This window comes from Marinococcus halotolerans DSM 16375 (assembly GCF_000420725.1).
GTDB classification, from domain to species: Bacteria; Bacillota; Bacilli; order Bacillales; family Marinococcaceae; genus Marinococcus; species Marinococcus halotolerans.
Genome location: NZ_ATVM01000013.1, coordinates 48465 through 69349 on the forward strand (window position 1 = coordinate 48465; position 20885 = coordinate 69349).

A 20885-nucleotide genomic window follows, 5' to 3' on the forward strand; every position below is an offset into this window, starting at 1 on the left:
CTTTCTGTTCACGCTTTTGTACCACTTTAAACATTTTCGGTAAACTATTTTTCCCTTAAGCCAGACCGTTCCATAAGATCGTCCACCCGGTGCTCCACATTTTCATCCGGGATCAGCGGCGGAGCATGGTGAGGCTTGATACGGGCATCGATGATCATGCTGTCGCATCCCCAGTGCTTGTTTTCATAAAAGCTGTTCACTCCGTGAATATCGTGGGAAGGATTGCTGCGTGTAAAAACGGCCCAGAGGAAATTGCGCATCGTCTCACTAACAAAGTCGCTGTCATCACAGATGATAATCATTGGGGTTTCTTTGATGTCCCACTGCTCATCGAGACGTTCAGCGAAAGCAGATATTTCTTCAGCCGCCTGCCTGTAACTGGAAAATTCTGATGCTTCCACCGCTATTACGCCCGGCATTACAAGCTTGGGCGAATGCATCAAACTGTCAGCCGGGAAGCTGTCCGGTACGCGTTGACAAAGACTCCTCTTCACGTCTCCATAAGCCGCGATAACTACCTTGCTTCCCTCATTCAGTCCTTCCCCGCTGTAATCAAGCGTATCGATCGTGGTTTTGGTCTGAAAGTGAAGATCGCGGCGCAGATTGATCCGCTCAAGCATGTACGTGAAAAAATCCTTCTCCTGATGCGTATCGAGTGCTGTTTCCTGTTCCGCTGTAATAAATAAATATTTAGCCAGACTTAACTGCCCTGTTCCAAGAATACGATTAGCAATTGTTAAAAGCTCTGCCGGCTGCTTCACGCTTTGAAACGGCGTATACCGTTCGCTGCCAATGGCCAGCAGAAGCGGATGCACTCCTGCAGCATCTACAGCATGAACTTCTTTAACTCCGGTAATCTCCTGCTTGATCGCTTCCCCTGTCATTTCGTGGATCACCGCGCCAAATGATGTATCCTCCTGCGGCGGTCGGCCGACTACGGTAAATGGCAGAATCGCTTTGTCTCTGGCATATACCTTATGAACCTTCATGACCGGAAAATCATGCGTCAGGCTGTAATAGCCCAGATGGTCGCCAAACGGTCCTTCCGGCTTTGTGTCTTCCGGATAAATTTCACCGGTAATAACAAAATCAGCGTCATGATTAATGCAGTAGCCATCTTCATAGCTGTACTGAAAACGACGCCCGGCCAGCATGCCGGCAAACATCATCTCGCTCAGCCCTTCCGGAAGAGGCATCACGGCTGAAATAGTGTGTGCCGGAGGCCCGCCGAGAAAAATACTAACCTTCAAAGGCTCTCCCTTAGCTACGGCCTTCGCCTGATGTACACCAATGCCCCGTTGAATCTGGTAATGCAGCCCCACTTCTTCATCCTGTATAAATTCATTACCGCTAAGCTGTACCCGGTACATGCCAAGGTTGGCATTCATCGGCCCCGATTTTTCCGGATCCTCTGTATAAACCTGTGGAAGAGTGAGAAAGGCGCCGCCATCCCGGGGCCAGTGCTGGATCATCGGCAGATCGCTGATGCTTACCTCCCGAAAATTTTCCGTGCCGCCTTTCTTTTTCTTCGGAAGCGCTTTTACTGCCGTCAGGCCGCTCGTCATATTACGAATTGGATGCTTCAGCGCCTGCACCGGATCATTTCTCATCGCAATAACATTTTGCACCTGCTTCCAGTTTTTCCGGAAAATGAATTTGCTGCGTTCGACAGTGCCAAATAAATTAGAAACGGCCTGGAACGGACTTCCTTTTACATTTTCAAATAAAATCGCCGGCCCTTCCTGTTCATAGATCCTTAAATGTATGGAAGCCATTTCCAAATAGGGGTCGACCTCTTCTTTGATTCGTACTAAATGGCCGTGCTTTTCAAGATCTTCTACGCATTCGTTGAGGTTTTGATACATATGCAGCGCTTCATCCTTCCAAATAGTATTTCACTTTCTATACTTATTTTAGTATATTTTCCTTTACCGCTGTGTTTATTTACCTTTTGAGCCCATTTTTACGCCGGTGCAGGCTTTTTTGCCTGCTGCTTTTGCGGCAGTGACAAATAAACGACCATGGCAAGTATCAGACAGGCACCCACGCTCTGGTAGAGTCCAAACGGAACGTGCAGCCACCATACCGAAGCCAAAATAGCAGACAGAGGCTCCAGACACCCTAAGATGCTTGTTTCCTGCGGCTTTAAATATTTCAGGCTTTCCAGGTAAAACCAAAAAGCAATCATGGTACCGAAAATAACGACAAAAATTACGCTCCCGGCCACGCTCCATGTCCAGCTCTCCCATGCAATGTCCCACGGGGCATGCAAAAAGCTTACAGCTGCTCCTCCGACCGTCATCGCCCATCCGATTACATTCATAGACCCCCACGCTGCTAAAAGAGGTCCTGCGTACAGAGTATAGAAGGCAAGCGCGGCCCCGGAAAGAAGACCCCAGACTACCGCTTCCGTTGGCACGGATAATCCGGACAGCTCCCCGTTTGTGAGCAGCAGAAACGTGCCGGCAAGTCCCATTAGCACAGCGCCGGTGTCCCGTATATTCCAGTATGTATGCCGGACAGCAAGCAGGTACGCAAGAATGAATACCGGTGCCAAATATTGCAGCAGCGTAGCCACGGCTGCGTTTCCGCTTTCAATGGAAGCCATATATGTATACTGAACGGCGAGCATGCCGAACAACCCAAATATAAGCACTGCCCCCGCGCTTTTTTTCTGCTTCCAGACCCCGGTTACTTTTTCTTTATTTCCAAGCATTAAAGAAATAGTTAACAGAAGAATTCCGGAAAGAAGCAGCCTGACAGCCACCAGCCACTCCACAGGCAGGCGGTAGGTTTCAAAAATATACTGCGATACTGTTCCTCCAATACCCCAGAGGGAGGCTCCACTTATGACCAGTAAAAAGCCTGCCAGCCGTCGTTTTTGTATTGTCTGCATCATCGGCGTCCTTTCTATTGCCAGTTTCAGCTGCGTCTCACTTCCATTATACGCAAAAAGCACTGCCTGATTAAACTGTTGCTTCAAGGTTTTCTGCCTGCCTGAAAATCAAAACGCCGCTCCGTTTCGGGAGCGGCGCATCTTTTTATTTGGTAATCATCCCTTTAGCCACTGATACGAGGTTCTGCGGGCGTTCCGCCAGTCTTCTCATAAAATACCCGTACCATTCTTTACCAAAGGGCACATAGATCCTGACATTGTAGCCTTCCTGCACCAGCTGCAGCTGCAGCTCTGTCCGGAAGCCATACAGCATTTGAAATTCAAATGTGTCATAATCTATTCCCTGATCTTCCACAAACAGCTTAACCGCGTTAATAATACGATGATCATGGGTGCCGATGGCTGTAAAGCCTTCCTGCTGTAAATGTTTTTGAATCATCAGAAAATAATTGGCATCAATGTCATGCTTGTCTTTAAAAGCAACCTCTTCCTTTTCCTGATAGGCCCCTTTTACAATCCGGAGAGGCACTTCTGCGAGGCTGTCGAGATCCTCGAGGCCCCGCCGTAAATATCCCTGGAGGACGGTGCCTACATTATCATATTCCTTTCGGAGCGTTTTCAGTACATTCAGCGTCTTCTCATAACGGGAATAGTCTTCCATGTCGATGTTTACGAAATTTTGCTTTTCTTTGGCTGCCTGCAGGATTTCCTTCATATTTTCGATGCAATAGTCTGTATCTATATCAAGACCAAGCTTCGTTAATTTCACTGTCAGCTCTGACTGTACGTTTTTCGCATAGACGCTCTCAATAATTTCGATCGTTTTCTGCTTGGCTTCTTCCACCTCTGATTTTTCTGTTATAAATTCACCAAGGTGGTCAATAGTTGCCATCAGGCCCTGCTCATTCATCGACTGAATGGTTGTTAATGCTTCATCAATATTTTCTCCAGCCACTACTTTTGAAGCTCCGAGGTGAATGCCCCACTTTTTAGCGCCCTTTGTCAGCGTCTTATTTTGGGAAAGAAAGATAAAAAACGAACGTGAAATTGTCATAGGTGCACCCTCCTGATCTTTTCAGTACTGCCCTACACTGTTGCAAAATACGTGCCAACATGTATGTCTTGGCGTGTGCAGGGTTTTCCGCAAAAAGAAAGAGCACGTTTGTCAGAACCGCAAGAAATTTTGCGATATATGCAAAAAATTATAAATGAAATTTACTCATCCGGTACTGCAGACTCTGCCGGCTGATGCCAAGCTCTTTGGCTGCCTGCATTACGTTGCCTTCGCTTTGGTGCAGTGCTTCTTTAATTAAAGCAAATTCCATTTCAAGCAGACGTTCCTTTAAATTTCCATCGTGGCTTTCCGCCCCGGCCGGACCGCTTTTCTCTATTTCTCCAGTTTCCAGGATATCGGTACGTTTGCGAAAGTGATCCGGCAGGTGGCTTTCTTCGATCACTTCTTCATCAAGCATCAAATTCATCGCTCCTTCGATGACGTGTTCAAGCTCCCGGATATTTCCGGGCCAGTGATAGGCCTCAAGCCTCGTTTTCACCGCCGGGGAGACGCGATTCACATCCATTTGAAAAACCCGGTTGTACTTCTCCAGAAAAGTTTCCACCAGCGGCTCAATATCTGTTTTCCTTTCCCGGAGCGATGGGACATACAACGTAACGACACCAATACGGTAAAAAAGATCCTCACGCAGCTCGTTGTTTTGAATAGCCTCTGCCGGCTCTTTGTTCATCGTGGCAATAATGCGGACATTAATGGACTGCTCTTTGTGCGAGCCTAAACGGGTCACCTTTTTTTCCTGCAGGACACGCAGAAGCTTTGCCTGCAGCGCCACCGGCAGCGAATTAATTTCATCGAGCAGAAGCGTTCCGCCTTCTGCTTTTTCAAATAATCCAGCCCGTTCGGATGCCCCTGTAAACGCCCCTTTTACGGTGCCAAATAAAATACCTTCAATAAGCGTTTCCGGAAGCGCGGCACAGTTCTGTGATACAAACGGCTGCCCGGCCCGCTCGCTTTCACTGTGGATGCTCTGGGCAAACAATTCCTTTCCTGTGCCGGTCTCTCCTACAATTAATACCGATGATGACGTTCTCGTTGCCCGCTTCGCGTTCTGCACCACACCCGTGATTTCAGCAGAATGCCCGATAATCTGATCAAATGTGAAAAGCCCGCTGCCGGTTTTTTTCTGGTTTTCCCGGACCAGCTTCTCCATACGGGTGACATCTTTTGCGATTTCGGCTGCTGCGACAATCCGCCCCCCCGAATAAATCGGAAAAATTTCATTAATAGTCGTGATGTTTTTTCCACGGCTGTTTGTATAATGCTGCTTTTTTTCCCTCGTTTCTACTCCCTGCTTGATAGCCTGGAGCAGTCTGCTGTCCCGTTCATGCTCGAAAAGAAAAACATCCATCATACCTTTGTTGTCAAAATCTTCATACGTCATGGACTCAATTTCACGCATTTTGTCGTTATAAATAATCAGGTTTTCATCTGCATCAATCACACGGATTCCCTGATCCATTTTTACCATTAAATGATCAAACACATCGTTCAGCTCAGGATAGGATAACGAATTCGTACCTTGATATACCATGGACCCACCCTCTTTATAATTTATTCTTGCTCTGATTTTATCATGAAGTGCGGAGGCTACGTACGCAAAATCCCAAAACTTAGGAGTGCAAAATTTTGCACCTTTAACCCCTTAATTTTTCTAATTATGCTTCTATACAATAGATTATTCAATTATAATGGACGTCTCCGCCGGTTTTATTCAGGCTCGTTGAAGTTAAGAATATTGGCACTATTCTTGCAACATATAAAAGTACATTCAAGGGGAGGTGTACTGAATGGAAGGAATAACACTATTCACATGGCTGCTGATATTAATACCCATGCCGATTACTGTAGTTTTAGCAGCGATCAGTTATGTTAAATCAAAAAAGGAGACCACCTAAATGGATATTTCCATACCGACAATTGTAACCTTTATCGTTTACCTTGTTGTAATGCTTGGCATTGGTTTTTTATTCTACAAGCTGACCAACAACCTTTCGGATTACGTTTTAGGCGGACGAAAATTAAATGGCCCCGTAGCCGCACTCAGTGCCGGCGCATCTGACATGAGCAGCTGGCTTCTGCTCGGCCTGCCCGGAGCCATGTACCTGGGCGGAATGAGTGAAATTTGGCTGCCTATCGGTCTCACCATTGGAGCATATTTAAACTGGCAGTTTCAGGCGAGAAGACTGCGCAGGTATACCATCATCGCCAACGACTCCATTACGATACCCGATTTTCTTGAAAACCGCTTCCACGATAAAACAAAAGCACTTCGTATCGTTTCGGCATTATTTATACTTATTTTCTTTACCTTTTATACATCCTCCGGTCTGGTCGGGGGAGCCACCCTGTTTGTCAGTTCCTTCGGCCTTTCCTATCAGGCGGCCCTTTGGATCGGCGGTGCTGTTATTATTACCTATACATTCCTCGGCGGATTTATGGCTGTCAGCTGGACCGACTTTATTCAGGGCATTCTGATGTTTCTGGCACTCGTTGCCGTGCCGATCGCTGCCGTTATAGAAATTGGCGGATGGGGAAATTCTGTTCAGACCGTATCATCCATTAATCCGGACGCGTTAAGTGCCTTTACGAATGTGAGCGTTATTTCTATCGTTTCCCTGCTTGCCTGGGGGCTCGGCTACTTCGGCCAGCCGCATATCATTACGAGGTTTATGGCGATACGTTCCGAAAAAGAAATTCCGATGGCACGGCTTGTAGGTATGAGCTGGATGGTTATTTCTCTTCTCGGCGCTATTTTCACAGGATTTATCGGTATTGCTTATTTCTCAGGGAATGCTCAGCTCGGAGAAGGAAACCAGGAAACGGTCTTTATTCTGTTTACCCAGGTACTGTTTAATCCCTGGGTATCCGGGGTTCTTCTCGCAGCGATTCTGGCTGCTATTATGAGTACAGTAGACTCTCAGCTGCTTGTATCCTCAAGTGCTCTTGCGGAAGACTTTTACAAAGGGATGCTTCGCCCCAAAGCTTCGGACCGCGAGCTCGTCTGGGTCGGCCGGATTGGCGTTATCGTCATCGCCCTCGTCGCACTGCTGCTCGCCTCCAACCCGGGAAGCACGGTGCTTGAACTCGTGAGCTATGCCTGGGCCGGTTTTGGTGCAGTATTCGGGCCTGCGATGCTTTTCTCCTTATTCTGGCGCCGTACGAGCATGTGGGGTGTACTTGCCGGGATGATCGCCGGCGGCGCCACTGTAATCATCTGGGTCCAGCTTACCGGAGGGTTGTTTGACCTTTACGAAATAGTACCCGGCTTCTTCATCAACGTCTTAATCATTATTGTCGTCAGCCTGCTCGGACCGAAGCCTTCAGACAAAATTAAAACCGAATTTGACTCTGTGGGCACATACACAGAGAAAAACTGAGCAAAATATAAAAATACCCGCTTCCTGGATTAAACAGGAGCGGGTTATTTTTATATTTACTGTTGTTTTTCGGTGAATGCCTGTTCCTGAAGCGCTGCTGCTTTATCCGTACGCTCCCAGGGCAGATCAACATCATGACGGCCAAAATGACCGTAAGCAGCTGTCTGTCTGTAAATCGGCTGCCGGAGATTAAGCATCTTGATGATCCCGGCCGGCCGAAGGTCAAAGTTTTCATTGGCAAGCTTTACGAGCACCTCTTCTGATACTTTTCCAGTACCGAATGTGGCGATCGAAATAGAGACCGGCTGAGCTACTCCGATCGCGTAGGCAAGCTGAACCTCGCATTTATCTGCAAGTCCTGCTGCAATAATATTTTTCGCTACATACCGGGCTGCATACGATGCGGAACGGTCAACTTTTGTCGGGTCTTTACCGGAAAACGCACCACCGCCGTGACGGGCATAGCCTCCGTACGTATCAACGATGATTTTTCTTCCTGTAAGCCCTGCGTCTCCCTGTGGCCCGCCAATAACAAAGCGGCCGGTCGGATTTATGAAGTAGTTGGTTTTAGCATCGAGAAGCTCTGCTGGCACTACCGGCTCGATAACGTATTTATGCATATCCTCTTCAATCTGTGCAAGCGTCACGTCGTCCGAATGCTGAGTGGAAATAACAATTGTTTCCACCCGGAGCGGCTTTCCGTCGTCTCCGTATTCCACTGTAACCTGCGTTTTTCCATCCGGACGCAGATAAGAAAGATTACCGTCTTTGCGGACTTTCGTCAGCTGGCGTGCCAGCTTGTGCGCAAGCGAGATCGGCAGAGGCATGAGTTCGTCGGTTTCATTATCTGCATACCCAAACATTAAGCCCTGGTCCCCCGCTCCGATCGATTCCAGTTCATCTTCAGTCATGGAACCTTCACGGGTTTCAAGCGCCTCATCAACGCCCTGGGCAATGTCGGCCGATTGTTCATCTATAGAAGTCAAAACCGAGCACGTTTCGTAATCAAAGCCGTATTTTGCTCTTGTATAACCAATATCCTTCAAAGTTTCCCGGGCAATCTTAGGAATATCCACGTATGTAGATGTCGATATCTCTCCTGCCACTAACACGAGACCAGTGTTCACCACTGTTTCTGCTGCCACCCTGGCATTCGGGTCATCCTTTAAAATTGCATCCAAAATCGCGTCGGATATCTGATCACATACCTTGTCCGGATGCCCTTCTGTAACAGATTCCGACGTAAATAAACGTCGTCCAATTGTAGACACGCTGCTGCCTCCTTTTTAACTGCCTGCTACGGGTGTACTCTCCCATTCTCGGGGTAGACGAAAAGAAAACGGCAGTAGGCCGTTGTGTACAAGAAAAACCCCTTGTCCCAAAAAATTGAGGGAAAAGGGGCTGTCAGTTCAGCTTTTTCGCCTCTTATCTTTCAAGGCATCTGTGTGCCTCTCCAGGTTAGCACCTTTCCGTTCCCGGATGGTTGCTGGGCTTCTCAGGGACTGTCCCTCCACCTGCTCAGGATAAGAGTATCCGTTCGTACAAAATCTTAACGCAAACCCTATTTGATGTCAAACCTAGTGCCCTTCCCGCTGGCACGTTTTATCATCGCAAAGGAAATGAAACCACTGGTACCGGTTTGTAGACACTGTATGGTACAGCTTCCGGCCGAGCGTTTCTACTCCTGGCAGTAAAAATACGGCCTTTAACGGCTTTAATGCCGGAATAGTATAGCACAATTTTTTCACTGTAAAATATCCGGCATATACGTACGTATTATCTTCCACACTGTGCATCTGCTCTTCAAGCGGCTCTCCCTTAAGCATAGGATACTTTTCAAACAAGTCCTCATCATATATAGGCTTCCAACTCACCCTGTTCGTTTTATCCATCGCTGAAAGATAAGTATGGAACCTGGTGCATAACGGACAGTCACTATCATAAAACACAATAAATTCCGATTGTTGTTCCATAGTTTTCCCCTTTCATTGCTTTCTTACATCTTTTCCCTTCCAGCACTAAAAATATTCATGAACTTTTTTAACGAATAAGTATGTACTATTTAATTAAATGTGTTACACTATTTTATATTCTATCCATCATTCATGATGAATAAATCCAACTTCCCCCTCATTAAGGAGTGATTGTTTATGAAGCCGCCGTTCGCTTCCAAACCTGAAACAAATCTATTGAATGAAGCGCACATCCAATGGAATCTCTCTGTCCCTGCGCTTGTGAAGCGCTCGCTGGCTCTGCAGGAGGGATCCCTTACAGCAGAAGGTGCTCTTGCTGTGAAAACTGGCAAATATACCGGCCGGTCGCCAAAGGATAAATATATTGTCGATGAGCCCGGCAGTTCTCCTTCCATTGACTGGGGGAATGTAAACAAACCAATGTCCGAGGAAGTGTTCGAACGGCTTTATAACAAAGTGACGGCTCATTTGAACAGTCAGGACGAGGTTTTCGCAGGTGATGCCCTGGCCGGAGCCGATCCCGACTACCAGCTTCCTGTCCGGGTCGTCACCTCCTATGCCTGGCATCAATTGTTCGCCCGCCAGCTGTTTATCCGTCCTGATGGAAGGGAAGCTCCTGCCACTCCACCCTTCACTCTTATTTCTGCTCCGGAATGTAAAGCAGATCCGGAGGTAGACGGTACGTCTTCGGAAACATTTATCGTCATCAGCTTTGCCCGGCGCACAATTTTAATCGGCGGTACAGAATACGCCGGGGAAATGAAAAAATCAATCTTTTCTGTTATGAATTACCTGCTTCCGGAACAAAACGTGCTCCCGATGCACTGCTCGGCAAACATCGGCAGCGACGGAAAAAGCGCGCTGTTTTTTGGGCTTTCCGGCACTGGAAAAACCACCCTTTCCGCGGACCCTTCCCGGCTTTTGGTCGGCGATGATGAACACGGTTGGTCTGAAAACGGAATTTTCAACATCGAAGGCGGATGCTACGCCAAATGCTCGAACCTGTCCAAACAGAAAGAACCGCAGATCTGGAACGCTATCCGTTTTGGTGCCGTGCTTGAAAATGTCGGCGTAGACGTTGCCAGTGGAAAAGTTGACTACACTGATACTCAAATTACGGAAAACACGAGGGCGGCTTATCCGATTGAACACGTCGACGGGATTGTCCCCTCCGGCACAGCCGGCCACCCTTCGGCAATTATCTTTTTAACTGCAGATGCGTTCGGTGTTCTCCCGCCTATCAGCAGACTGACGAAGGAGCAGGCTATGTACCATTTCCTCAGCGGCTACACAAGCAAGCTCGCCGGCACGGAAAGAGGCGTCACTTCTCCTGAAGCAACCTTTTCCACCTGCTTTGGGGCACCATTTCTTCCACGGCAGGCTTCTGTGTATGCAGAAATGCTCGGTGAAAAAATTGATGAACACAATGTGCCTGTCTTTCTGGTGAACACCGGATGGAGCGGCGGCGGTTACGGAGTCGGCAGCCGCATGGATCTTTCATACACCCGGGCTATGGTGCAGGCAGCCCTCAACGGAGAGCTGACTGATACAGCCACGGTCGAGGATCCTATTTTCGGACTGCATATTCCTGAGTCCTGCCCTGGCGTTCCAGAAGATATGCTCCAGCCTAAGAAAATGTGGAAAGAAGCCGGAGATTACGAAATTCAGGCCCGTATGCTTGCCCGCAAGTTCGCCGAAAATTTCAAACGTTTTTACGATGTTCCTGCCTCTATTGCAAACGCCGGGCCCACTCAGTTATAGTTGCCATTGTTCATTAACAACAGAAATACTCAATGCTAAAAAAGGAACCGGTGCCTGTTTATATACAGATACCGGTTCCTTTCATTTTAATGTAATATATCCTGCTTCCTCCGCATATTTCACAGAACGGGGGAGCACTTCATCCTTCATAATAAAGCTGTAGCCGGGATGATCACGAATATTACTTGGAAGTGTTTCTATCAGCACCGGGCCGTCTGTTTCCATATAATCCTCATGAGGAACCAGTGAATCCACCACTGCGATGTATATATTTTTTATTACATCTTCACTCCGGCCCGCCACTTTGTACTGGCCGAGAGAGCGTATCACTTCAATCCGGCCGCCAGTTTCTTCATCGACCTCTCTTACAGCTGCTTCTTCGGGGACTTCTCCCTCTTCAATCTTTCCACCCGGAAACTCCAGCCCGCGCTGAGAGTGACGAGTGAGCAGCCACCTGCCGGCATATAAACATATAACCCATACATGTCCCGGCTTGTCTGAAAATGGAGTGCCGTTTAACGCCAATTCCACTTCGTTATTGTAATAGTCCCGGAATTTGTAGCAGGTCGTCATATGCAAAGATCCTCACACATACGTATCACTCCACTTCTATCATCTCTCCGGGGAAATTATTTTTCCTGGCGGCTGTATAATCTCGCCGCCATGGCCTTAGACCAGGAGCGCTGATCGTTTTTTCGCTCGTGAAACTCTTCCATCAGCCGATCGCCTTCATATCCTTCGGTGATCAGCTCTTTTAATATCAATTCGGTGATATTTTCATCTTTCCCGGCCATATAAGCCTGGATTAAAACGCCAAGAGAATGCTCGAGCCTTGTGGTTTTTTTCACGACACCCCTCAAAAGCGCCGGGGCATTGTCGGGATGGGTGATGACTGCTTCCATCAGCATTTCTTCTTCGTGTCTTTCCCACTCATGAATGATATCTTCATACTCTGTAGGTATGACCGCGTCAAGCAGCCAGGATCTATCAGGCTCTTCCCGGTTAATAATGAGGCCTTCTTTCATTTTGATCTCATGCATTTCGATCGTGTCACCGTCTTTTTGAAACAAGCTGAGGCGGACAAGACGGAAGGTCTTCATGATTTACGGCCGGCGGCCTGAATGGTGCGTTCATATGCCTCTTTTAAGCGGCGTACTCCTTCATCGATATGCGTACGTGGGCAGGCGACGTTGATACGGACAAAACCAGCGCCTTCCTCTCCAAAAATATGCCCGTCACTCAGAGCTACCCCTGCTTCTTTGCGCAGCCATTCCTCCAATTCTTTTTTGTCCATGCCAAGGTCCCGGAGATCAATCCAGACGAGATACGTTCCTTCCGGCTTAATAACGTGCGCTTCCGGGATTGCCGATTCCAGTTGGTCCTTTAAGTAATCAACGTTTTCCCGCAGGTGGACGAGCAGTTCTTCCAGCCACTCGGTTCCGTACCGGTAGGCAGCTTCGGCAGCGGCTGTCGCAAATGGATTGTCGATTCCTACGAAATTGCGCTGCAGATGGGCTTCGTATGCTTTTTGCGAAGCCTTTTTCTCAAAAACAACGTAGGAGAGCTGCAGGGCTGCAAGATTAAAGGTTTTGCTCGGTGCCATGCAGGTGATGGTTTCCACGTCGTAGCCATCCGCCGCCTTCGAAAACGGGACATGCACGCCGGAGAGAATAAGGTCTGCGTGAATTTCATCGGATACTACCAGCACGTTGTATTTCTCTGCCAGTGCGGCAATCTGCTGCAGCTCCTCTTCGGTCCATACCCGACCGATAGGGTTATGGGGACTGCACAATAACAGCATTTTCGCGCCGGCTTTCATCTGTTCTTCAAGGTTTTCCACATCGATAGTAAATCCTTCGTCTGTTTCCTTCAGCGGGTTCTTATAAAGCGTACGTTCGTTATTATTCACTAACGCATAGAACGGATAATAGACCGGCGTCTGCAGAATAACGCCCTCACCTTTTTCGGTAAATGTCTGAATCAGGTGACTAATCGCCGGCACCACGCCCGGGGTAAAGACGAGCTGCTCATTGCTTACATTCCAGTTATGGCGCGTACGAATCCATTCGGTCGTCGCATCCTTCAATGATTCCGGCCGCCGGTGATAGCCGAAAATTCCGTGATCCAGCACCTCCTGCATGGCATCAAGCACGGGCTGCGGCGCCTGAAAGTCCATATCCGCGACCCACATTGGCCATAGTTCCGAAGAGCCGTAGCGTTCGGCAGCAAAGTCCCACTTCATTGAGTTTGTATTTTTACGGTTTAATACTTTGTTAAAATCCATGCTTAAAAATCCTCCTCGTTTCATCTTCCCATGTCTATTCCGTTCTTTATTTTATCACTTTCTTTTTAGGAAGACGAATCCAAACGGCTTTTAAACAATGAATCGTTTTGCCTCCACTACAGACTCTTTCCAGTAATCCGAAAAATCGGTATACCCGACACCATCAGATTCTGTGGCATGAAACAGCGTTTCGTCAGAAATATACATGCTCACATGATTAATTCTGCCGTCTCCAGTCGTATCGAAAAAAATCAGGTCTCCCCGTTTCCAGTCTTCTTCAGCAACGTCCCGGCCTTCCTGCGCCTGGTCCTCCGACACCCTGGGAAGATCAACATTTTCTTCAGCGTACATGCGCTGGGTAAAGGAGGAGCAATCGAAATATTCGGTCGTAGTTTCAGATGCTCCCCATTTGTATGGAACGCCTGTAAACTCTTCGCCTTTTTCAATCACTCTGGCGATTCTTTCCTGGGCCGGGCTCCACAGCTGGGCTGTATAGCGGTTTTCGGTCTCTTCTTCTTCGAATGCCAGTTCTTCGGCGGCTTCTTTTGCAGGAACATAAGCCGCTCCCCTCCAATTGAACCACGCCGGACTCTGTTCAAGCTCTCCCTCCCACGAATTGCCATTCACCGATAAACGCACGGCCTCACCTTCTTGTTCTAATTCCGCACCGTATAACGAGGCCGCCGTTTCTGGACGAAGATAGAGCTCTTCCTCCGCCTTGCCGCCCTCGATATACCAGGCTTTGTCATTGCCATCGACATTTGTGATTAAAACGTGCCGGTCTGCCCAGTAGCCCGCACCGCCTGCCATAACCATTGCCGCAGCAACACTTACCCACATCCAGTTTCTCTTCATATTTTACCTCCTTCCCGTGTAATTGTTCCTATTTTCTTGCTTTAACATGATAAAATGAATGTATTAACAGAGGGGGAGTGGTCACGATGAAGCCAGTAATTCTGTTTATCGCCGCCAGTCTTGACGGTTATATCGCTGATGCAGAAGGGAGTATTGACTGGCTGCTGAAAGCCGAAGGCGAAGATGACAATGGCTACGATGAAATGTACCAGCGGATGGATACGGTCGTAATGGGGAGAAAAACCTATGAACACGTGCTCGTCTTAACGGATTCCTTTCCGTACAGCGATAAAGACTGCTATGTATTTTCCACCAGCCGCATGGGAAACGATGGCCACGTCTCCTTTGTACAGGGTAACGTGGCAGAATGGCTTCAAAACAAACAGCAGGAGTCCGGGAGTGGCATCTGGGTCATTGGAGGAGCAGACATTATAGATTCTCTCCTTGAAGCAGAACTGATCGATGAATATATTATTACCTTTACGCCCGACCTTTTAGGAAGCGGCATTCCATTGTTTAAGCAACGGACCGGCCAGCCGAAACGGCTGCACCTGCACGAAGTGAAGCGTTGGGGAGAATTGGCACAGCTTCACTATAAACGGGCTGAATATTTAACCAGTCAGTAGTTTAGACCCACAAGCCTGTGTAGGTAAAAGCATCATTTTTTCTGAAAAGTGTGTACTTTCCCTACTCTTTAGGTAATAATAAACATATAGAGTAACATTCGTCCAATTTGTTGCTCTTATCCCATATTTCATTTTGTTCCTGCTAGCTTGGCAGGAGCCTTTTTTATTTACGGCACGCGTGCGACCTTTTTAATATACTGCTGCACCCGTGCTGCCTCCTCTCCTTTCAACGCAAACCCGCATTGATTCGCAACAAAAGCAGATTCCCGGGCAAACATAGTCATCGCTGTCTGCAGCGATGCCCAGATACTTTCGTAAGAACCCGCTGCAAAAGTAGATTCCAGTTCTTTCCCGGTCTTGTCCCCCAGGTGCTTTTCCAGATGTTTCGCTTCCTGTCCGAAATTTATTGATGTCTTTTTTTCGAGTACCACCTTCCATTGGAGCATTTGCACCAGCATATGGCGGATAATATGAAGATGAGCCTGGGCATAGATCATTTCCTTGCGCCTCCAGCCTTTTGCCACGTACACAGCCACCCACCAAAACTCATTACAGCATTGCTGAAAGAAAGACTCTCCCGGCATATTTGTTTTGTAGCCCATATCTGTGGGAGCAGGAAAATCAGAAGCCGGGTTATCTTTATCCAGCAGACAGCGGGTCAAACCGTCCTGCTTCCAATGCTCATATCTGCCGGCCGCTGGCTTTAAGGTTAGATCAATGCGATTGCCGTCCTCAAAAAGCATCAGAAAGGCAAATGATTCTCCAGATGGTTCCCGGTATAAATTCATTTCATCCGGCGTCTGCATAATCAGAATCTCACCAAACACGTCAAGCCAGGCCCGGTCCTTAATCATTTGTTCCATATTTTCCACAAAATAAATAATATCAAAATCGCTGAAAAGATCAGGACTGCTGCTTTGGGCCGCTGCACGGGAGCCGCTTAGAGCTGCGGCCCGGACCCGTTCATCGTCCCTCGCAGTCTCCATGATCAGCGCCATCATAGCTTCAGGTGTGCGCACAGACATGATCTCCTTTTAATCCAGTGTCGTCGAAGCCGGCTCATAAGAAAGCATCTGCTGGATTTGATTATGACTGTCAAGTACTGCTACCGCCGGCTTGAACTCCCGGGCCGTTTCATTTTCCATTAACGCATACGAAATAATTATGACTACATCCCCAGGCTGTGCCATTCTCGCAGCTGCCCCATTTAAGCAAATCACTCCGCTGCCCCGGGGTCCTTCAATCACGTACGTTTCCAGTCGGGCCCCGTTCGTATTATTAACCACCTGGACTTTCTCATTTTCCCACAGATCCACCGCCTCCATCAGATCCCGGTCAATGGTAATGCTTCCTACATAGTTTAAATCTGCTTCTGTAACTACGGCCCGGTGAAGCTTTGATTTCATCATTGTACGATACATCAGCGTCACGCCCTTCCTTTTTGGCCGGGAGAAAGAATAATATTATCGATAAGTCTCGCTCCCGAAAACTGCATCGCTCCTGCAATAATTACCTGCCCGTCCCATTCCTTTACAGGCCTGAGACCGGGGTACGTTAAAATGTCCATATAATCAATCGTGCCGGAGATGTTGGCTTCCACTGTATGCTTTGCTTTCTTCAAAATTTCCCCCGGTGCGCAGGAGCCTTCTTCTATCCATAAAGCTCCCTGCTTTAACCCTTCATACAGCCAGACAGCTTCCCGGCGTTCTTCGCTGGTTAAGTTCACATTGCGCGAGCTCAGCGCCAGGCCATCAGGTTCCCGAACCGTCGGGCCCGTAACAATTTCTGCAGGAAGATTAAAATCACGGGCCATATTCGTCAGTACAGCGGCCTGCTGAGCATCCTTCTGCCCGAAGTAGGCCCGAGCCGGCTGAACAATCTGCAGCAGCTTCAGCACCACAGTTGCCACTCCGTCAAAATGCCCTGGGCGGCTTTTGCCGCAGAGTACTTCAGTTCCTTCATGCACATGCACTCCTGTCTGCATCTCTTCGGGATACATCTCTGTTGCTGAAGGGGCAAACACTATATCGACTCCCCGGGCTTCAGCGTTTTCAAGATCCTCATCGAGCATACGCGGATACGCCTCGTAATCTTCATTCGGGCCAAACTGCAATGGATTAACAAAAATGCTCACCACCGCTGCGTCGTTTTCTTTCAAGGTCTGGGCTATTAATGAAAAATGCCCTTCGTGCAGCGCTCCCATGGTCGGCACAAATCCAATCATTTCTCCCTGCTGTTTTCGCTCATCGATATGCTTACGAAGTTCATGAATGGCAGAAAATACTTTCATGAAGACCCTCCCCTGCTAAGATCATTCAGCACAGAGGCGTCCATGGAAAAAGTGTGCCTGTCCTCCGGGAATACTTTCGTTTTCACATCGCTTACGTAGCTCTCAAGGGCTTCATCAATCTGGGCCTGGACGTTAGTGTACTGCTTAGCAAAGGAAGGGACAAAGCTGTCCCCCCATCCGACAGCGTCATGAAAAACCAGCACCTGACCGTCAACGCCGGCGCCGGCACCTATACCGATAACCGGAATCGAAAGATGCCTTGCAATACGGGCAGCAAGCTCTCCCGGCACGCATTCAAGCACCAGCGCAAACGCCCCTGCCTGTTCGATTCCCTGTGCTTCCTTTATTAACCGCTGTGCTGCTTCTTTTGTTTTCCCTTGTACCTTGTACCCTCCAAGCACCCCGACGGACTGCGGAGTAAGGCCAATATGCCCGAGGACCGGTACGCCGGCAGCTGTTAAGCGGTCGATAGTCTCTGCGGTAACTTCATCTCCCCCTTCAAGCTTAACTGCCTGGGCCCCGCCTTCCTGCATAAGACGCCTCACTGCTGTAAACGTGCTCTCTATAGAGGAATGATAGGTTAAAAAGGGCAGATCCACTACGATAAATATGCCCGGGGCTCCCCGGCGTACCGCACGTGCATGCATCACCATGTCATCAAGCGTGACCGGAATCGTGGAATCGTAGCCGTGCACGACCATGCCCGCAGAATCACCCACAAGTATCATATCCATTCCGGCTTTTTCTGCCGCCTTTCCCGTCGGAGCGTCATACGCTGTGATCATTGTGATCGGCTCCTGCCGGCCTTTCATCTGTTTAAATACCGCCGTGCTTTTCATCTCTCTCCTCCTGCTTCATTTAAAAAATAAAGAATTATCTGATTTTTTTGCCGGTATGTTCTTCTCGATGCTTGAGCCGGCTTGTGTTTACACATGTATATTATCTGACGCCCCTGGCATTTATTCAACCGCCGCGACTTCGTTTGTTAAAAATAATTTCCCAATAAAAAATGCCCTCCGGGAGAGGACATCAGTAAATATTACTTAAGTCGAGAGAATCTCCGAATGTCTGAATCAGATACCGGCGGATCAAGTCACGGCTGAAGGGGGTTTCATCCGCTTCACTTCGGGCTTCATCGTCTTTGGCAATAATATGATCTATATGGGCTTTACTGCCATTCACCTTTTGAATAATGGTGATACGGTGGGAAGGAATATGCTTGAGCTCAAAAGTGAGTTTTCGCTTGTTAATCTTAATATAGCTTTCATGAAAGCCCGCTTCAATATGAAACTTGCGGTCATTTATATTTTTAAATTCTTCTTCAAGATCCATGAAATAATACATGATTTCCCTCGCCGTAGATTCGATCAGCTGCTGCTCGGGCTGGGCATCAATATTTAAATATTTGCGTGTTTTGGTGGCGAATGTATTTTCAAAGCTCATTAATTTTAACCCCTTTCATTTACATATTAATATATTTTGTGCCGGTTCACACTCCGGGTCTGAACACCTTTACCTTAGTCTGGACCCTCGTGTTAACCGCTTCAGGAAAAGCCTCCGCAGCCCTCCGGATAAACCACCCGGCAGACTCCCGCACATGCTCCGGGGTAATTGTTTTTTTATCGAGCTTTTCATCCAGCTTTTTTCGGAACTCGGTGACCCCTTCTTTATCTTCACCAAAATAAGCGTGATTAACCTCAGGCACCCGGCGGTCGAACGTATACGGGTTAAACTGCCGGTCTCCTTCATTTGTGCCGACATAGCAGAATGCTACCTGCGGGTTTCCGTTTTCGTCAAACTGCATAATCGCAGCAGTCATATTTAAGCCGAGCTCGTTCTTCACGGCCAGACTTTCGTCATAAACCAGCTGCATTTTTTTATCAATCGGTTGTACTTTATGTGTTTCAAGCATTTCTACAAGCCGGGCCCGGTGGGCGTCTGTTGCCACACCACTCACAGCCAGCAGTGCATTTCCGGCGTCAAATACCTTCTGCGCCTTTTCATCCGCCGGTCCGCCCTCAAGACTTGCCCCCTTCGAATCCGTGGCGATCATCACAAAAGGATGCCCTTTGGGCGGAACAGCGCTTAATAATAGTCCGGCAGTCATACCTTCACCTCTTCTAACATTCCTTGTACCTATTGGTAATTACCCTCTGAGCACACGGGCAAACGTTCCCTGAAAGCACCGCCGTTTTTAACTTTTATAAGAGATGGCTTTTATTTTTCCGAAAAATCGGCTTTGAATTTTTCGTAGCAAACCTTCCAAAACTCTTCAATACTCAACGTGTCAGCGTTAAATTGAGTACTTGTTCTGCCGGCCGCGGGAAAAATCGATACGGTTACTATTTTCGGTTCACACTGATACAAATATGAAATACGGCTCCAGCAGTTAAAGGTTTGGCTGAAAACTAGTTCACGCGCAGTATAACTCATAGAAATCTCCTTCCTGTTTCTTATGGCTCTGCTTTCCCCAGTTGGGTATCCACCTTTATCTTACCCATTTATCACTGCCTGCGAGTTGTTTTTTATGATTCTGTCTAAAACAGTACTTCTTTCACACATCCATCGGTCGTATGCTCCCGGAAATTCTCCTGAATCCGGCCAGAAGAATTCGTGAAATCACCTGTCAGCTGCCCGGCTGTTACCGCTACACCTCCTTTCTTCTTATAATCTACTAATTGCATTTGTGAACAGTTTCAGAGGAACGCCTGCAAAAAGAACGCCCTGCTTTTGCAGCGCGTTCTCTCTTTAAAAGATCATGAATTATTTAACGGGATTCCTCTGCCTGCCGGACAGGTGTCTGCTCAAAATACACCTCCATATGTTCGTACCAGATCCGGTAACCCGCACTATTTGGGTGAATGCCGTCCCCAATGTACTTTTCCATCTGCCGGCCGTTCTCTGCTTCCTCATAAAAAGGAACAGAAGCGTCTATAAACAAAATTCCTTCACGGCGCTCAAATTCTTCTGTGAGCTGGTCTGCAAACTTCTGATAGCCGGTATCGATCTCCGGCTCCGCGTTTTCATACGTGATCGCCGGGTTGGGATTCATCACTACTACGACAGCGTCCGGCGCTTTCGTTTTCACTTTCCGAAGCAATTGATGGACATTATCAATACTTTGATTGGCCGAAATATCCCGGTAAAAATCGTTTAATATCCCCGTCTCAATAATCACAAGATCCGCTTCTTCAGAAAGTTCGCCATCGATCACTCCCCGCTCCAGCATATCCTTTGAAGAATATCCGTTCACTCCGTAATTGTTCATCTCTACATGCTGACCGCCATCAGTAATGCGATGCAGTCTTTTCTCCAACCGTCCGGCCCACGATTCGCTGTAATGATCCGCGCCGGTGCCGGCAGCTACACTTGACCCAAATACTTCTACAGTGGACGCATGACGGATATCCAGCCGGTGCTGCAAAAATGAATAAATGTTCATTTCTTCCAGTTCTGAAAGATTCTCATCAGGCGTTTTAGTTCTTTCGTCGCTTTCCTGGAAAGGTCCATTTGAAGAAACCATCATCCAGAAGCCTCCAGCGGCAGCTGCTGTGATCAGCAGTATAAATCGTTTTCTCACCTGTCATAACTCCTTTTGTCATTTTCGATGGAGAATTGATCATAGCTTAATATATTCCAGAGACCTCCTGCAAGGCCTAAAGGATCAGTTCTTCCCATTTATCTTATTTTTCTTACAATTGAAGTTATAATCCTTGGGCAGTCGGGAAAACCATTACAAAAAGCGAGG

General features: G+C 47.8%; 20 protein-coding genes and 1 riboswitch. Of the genes, 3 read left to right on the top strand and 17 right to left on the bottom strand.

Features of this window, described 5'->3' with window-relative positions; all coding sequences use genetic code 11:
* Positions 1-44 precede the first annotated feature (44 nt).
* The 4 genes from G548_RS0110400 to G548_RS0110415 all read right to left on the bottom strand — a co-directional run bounded on the left by G548_RS0110400 (position 45) and on the right by G548_RS0110415 (position 5502).
* Entirely contained in the window at positions 45-1865 is a 1821-nt protein-coding gene (locus G548_RS0110400) for a UbiD family decarboxylase (protein WP_022794097.1), read from the bottom strand.
* Positions 1866-1963: 98 nt separating this feature from the next.
* The gene (locus G548_RS0110405; protein ID WP_027847337.1) at positions 1964-2899 is read right to left on the bottom strand and encodes a DMT family transporter; all 936 of its coding nucleotides are present in this window, start codon (positions 2897-2899) and stop codon (positions 1964-1966) included.
* A 142-nt stretch (positions 2900-3041) separates the two neighbouring features.
* Positions 3042-3950 (bottom strand): proline dehydrogenase family protein, encoded by a 909-nt coding sequence (locus G548_RS0110410; protein ID WP_022794099.1) that lies wholly within the window; start codon positions 3948-3950, stop codon positions 3042-3044.
* A 148-nt stretch (positions 3951-4098) separates the two neighbouring features.
* Positions 4099-5502, bottom strand: a complete 1404-nt coding sequence (locus tag G548_RS0110415) for a sigma-54 interaction domain-containing protein (protein ID WP_022794100.1) — start codon at positions 5500-5502, stop codon at positions 4099-4101.
* A 364-nt stretch (positions 5503-5866) separates the two neighbouring features.
* Between G548_RS0110415 and putP the strand changes: the two genes are divergently transcribed.
* The gene (gene putP, locus G548_RS0110425) at positions 5867-7348 is read left to right on the top strand and encodes a sodium/proline symporter PutP (protein ID WP_022794102.1); all 1482 of its coding nucleotides are present in this window, start codon (positions 5867-5869) and stop codon (positions 7346-7348) included.
* Between the two features lie 56 nt (positions 7349-7404).
* Here the strand turns inward: putP and metK are convergent, their stop codons facing one another.
* Together metK and G548_RS0110435 are read right to left on the bottom strand one after the other, a co-directional pair.
* Positions 7405-8619, bottom strand: a complete 1215-nt coding sequence (gene metK / locus G548_RS0110430) for a methionine adenosyltransferase (protein ID WP_022794103.1) — start codon at positions 8617-8619, stop codon at positions 7405-7407.
* 151 nt (positions 8620-8770) lie between these two features.
* A riboswitch (SAM riboswitch) is annotated at positions 8771-8878 on the bottom strand.
* A 47-nt stretch (positions 8879-8925) separates the two neighbouring features.
* The gene (locus tag G548_RS0110435; protein ID WP_022794104.1) at positions 8926-9321 is read right to left on the bottom strand and encodes a thiol-disulfide oxidoreductase DCC family protein; all 396 of its coding nucleotides are present in this window, start codon (positions 9319-9321) and stop codon (positions 8926-8928) included.
* A gap of 177 nt (positions 9322-9498) precedes the next feature.
* Between G548_RS0110435 and pckA the strand changes: the two genes are divergently transcribed.
* Entirely contained in the window at positions 9499-11082 is a 1584-nt protein-coding gene (pckA, locus tag G548_RS0110440; protein WP_022794105.1) for a phosphoenolpyruvate carboxykinase (ATP), read from the top strand.
* Between the two features lie 81 nt (positions 11083-11163).
* On the opposite strand, the gene ytkD is transcribed toward pckA, so the two are convergent.
* The 4 genes from ytkD to G548_RS18805 form a co-directional block, all read right to left on the bottom strand.
* Positions 11164-11655, bottom strand: coding sequence for an RNA deprotection pyrophosphohydrolase (ytkD, locus tag G548_RS0110445; protein WP_022794106.1), 492 nt, complete (start codon positions 11653-11655; stop codon positions 11164-11166).
* A gap of 56 nt (positions 11656-11711) precedes the next feature.
* Positions 11712-12182: a YwpF family protein gene (locus G548_RS0110450; RefSeq protein WP_022794107.1), complete on the bottom strand. Its 471-nt coding sequence runs from the start codon at positions 12180-12182 to the stop codon at positions 11712-11714.
* A complete protein-coding gene (locus G548_RS0110455; RefSeq protein WP_022794108.1) occupies positions 12179-13366 on the bottom strand; it encodes a MalY/PatB family protein in 1188 nt (395 codons plus the stop codon). Before G548_RS0110455 ends, G548_RS0110450 begins: the two co-directional genes overlap by 4 nt.
* A 90-nt stretch (positions 13367-13456) precedes the next feature.
* Positions 13457-14221, bottom strand: coding sequence for a C40 family peptidase (locus tag G548_RS18805; RefSeq protein ID WP_022794109.1), 765 nt, complete (start codon positions 14219-14221; stop codon positions 13457-13459).
* Positions 14222-14307: 86 nt separating this feature from the next.
* Here G548_RS18805 and G548_RS0110465 point away from each other — a divergent pair, with 86 nt between their 5' ends.
* A complete protein-coding gene (locus G548_RS0110465) occupies positions 14308-14847 on the top strand; it encodes a dihydrofolate reductase family protein (RefSeq protein WP_022794110.1) in 540 nt (179 codons plus the stop codon).
* A gap of 167 nt (positions 14848-15014) precedes the next feature.
* On the opposite strand, the gene G548_RS0110470 is transcribed toward G548_RS0110465, so the two are convergent.
* The 7 genes from G548_RS0110470 to G548_RS0110510 form a co-directional block, all read right to left on the bottom strand.
* Positions 15015-15866, bottom strand: a complete 852-nt coding sequence (locus G548_RS0110470) for an aminoglycoside 6-adenylyltransferase (protein ID WP_022794111.1) — start codon at positions 15864-15866, stop codon at positions 15015-15017.
* Positions 15867-15881: 15 nt separating this feature from the next.
* Positions 15882-16268 carry an aspartate 1-decarboxylase gene (gene panD / locus G548_RS0110475; protein ID WP_022794112.1) on the bottom strand — a complete coding sequence of 129 codons (387 nt, stop codon included), beginning with the start codon at positions 16266-16268 and terminating at the stop codon, positions 15882-15884.
* Between the two features lie 5 nt (positions 16269-16273).
* Positions 16274-17137, bottom strand: a complete 864-nt coding sequence (gene panC / locus G548_RS0110480) for a pantoate--beta-alanine ligase (protein ID WP_022794113.1) — start codon at positions 17135-17137, stop codon at positions 16274-16276.
* Complete coding sequence (gene panB, locus G548_RS0110485; RefSeq protein WP_022794114.1) at positions 17134-17976, bottom strand: 3-methyl-2-oxobutanoate hydroxymethyltransferase; 843 nt, start codon at positions 17974-17976, stop codon at positions 17134-17136. Before panB ends, panC begins: the two co-directional genes overlap by 4 nt.
* Before the next feature lie 190 nt (positions 17977-18166).
* Positions 18167-18580 carry a DUF3942 family protein gene (locus tag G548_RS0110490; protein ID WP_022794115.1) on the bottom strand — a complete coding sequence of 138 codons (414 nt, stop codon included), beginning with the start codon at positions 18578-18580 and terminating at the stop codon, positions 18167-18169.
* Positions 18581-18626: 46 nt separating this feature from the next.
* Positions 18627-19244: a hypothetical protein gene (locus G548_RS18810; RefSeq protein WP_022794116.1), complete on the bottom strand. Its 618-nt coding sequence runs from the start codon at positions 19242-19244 to the stop codon at positions 18627-18629.
* Positions 19245-19904: 660 nt separating this feature from the next.
* A complete protein-coding gene (locus tag G548_RS0110510; protein WP_022794119.1) occupies positions 19905-20717 on the bottom strand; it encodes an SGNH/GDSL hydrolase family protein in 813 nt (270 codons plus the stop codon).
* Between the last annotated feature and the right edge of the window lie 168 nt (positions 20718-20885).

Excerpts from the sequence above, each read along its gene's own strand:
- panD (WP_022794112.1), bottom strand. The coding sequence starts at position 16,268 with ATGTATCGTACAATGATGAAATCAAAGCTTCACCGGGCCGTAGTTACA.
- G548_RS0110490 (WP_022794115.1), bottom strand. The coding sequence starts at position 18,580 with ATGAGCTTTGAAAATACATTCGCCACCAAAACACGCAAATATTTAAAT.
- G548_RS0110410 (WP_022794099.1), bottom strand. The coding sequence starts at position 3,950 with ATGACAATTTCACGTTCGTTTTTTATCTTTCTTTCCCAAAATAAGACG.
- G548_RS0110435 (WP_022794104.1), bottom strand. The coding sequence starts at position 9,321 with ATGGAACAACAATCGGAATTTATTGTGTTTTATGATAGTGACTGTCCG.
- G548_RS18810 (WP_022794116.1), bottom strand. The coding sequence starts at position 19,244 with ATGACTGCCGGACTATTATTAAGCGCTGTTCCGCCCAAAGGGCATCCT.
- panB (WP_022794114.1), bottom strand. The coding sequence starts at position 17,976 with ATGAAAAGCACGGCGGTATTTAAACAGATGAAAGGCCGGCAGGAGCCG.
- G548_RS18805 (WP_022794109.1), bottom strand. The coding sequence starts at position 14,221 with ATGAAGAGAAACTGGATGTGGGTAAGTGTTGCTGCGGCAATGGTTATG.
- G548_RS0110400 (WP_022794097.1), bottom strand. The coding sequence starts at position 1,865 with ATGTATCAAAACCTCAACGAATGCGTAGAAGATCTTGAAAAGCACGGC.
- pckA (WP_022794105.1), top strand. The coding sequence starts at position 9,499 with ATGAAGCCGCCGTTCGCTTCCAAACCTGAAACAAATCTATTGAATGAA.
- putP (WP_022794102.1), top strand. The coding sequence starts at position 5,867 with ATGGATATTTCCATACCGACAATTGTAACCTTTATCGTTTACCTTGTT.
- panC (WP_022794113.1), bottom strand. The coding sequence starts at position 17,137 with ATGAAAGTATTTTCTGCCATTCATGAACTTCGTAAGCATATCGATGAG.
- G548_RS0110405 (WP_027847337.1), bottom strand. The coding sequence starts at position 2,899 with ATGATGCAGACAATACAAAAACGACGGCTGGCAGGCTTTTTACTGGTC.
- G548_RS0110455 (WP_022794108.1), bottom strand. The coding sequence starts at position 13,366 with ATGGATTTTAACAAAGTATTAAACCGTAAAAATACAAACTCAATGAAG.
- G548_RS0110465 (WP_022794110.1), top strand. The coding sequence starts at position 14,308 with ATGAAGCCAGTAATTCTGTTTATCGCCGCCAGTCTTGACGGTTATATC.
- ytkD (WP_022794106.1), bottom strand. The coding sequence starts at position 11,655 with ATGACGACCTGCTACAAATTCCGGGACTATTACAATAACGAAGTGGAA.
- G548_RS0110415 (WP_022794100.1), bottom strand. The coding sequence starts at position 5,502 with ATGGTATATCAAGGTACGAATTCGTTATCCTATCCTGAGCTGAACGAT.
- G548_RS0110450 (WP_022794107.1), bottom strand. The coding sequence starts at position 12,182 with ATGAAGACCTTCCGTCTTGTCCGCCTCAGCTTGTTTCAAAAAGACGGT.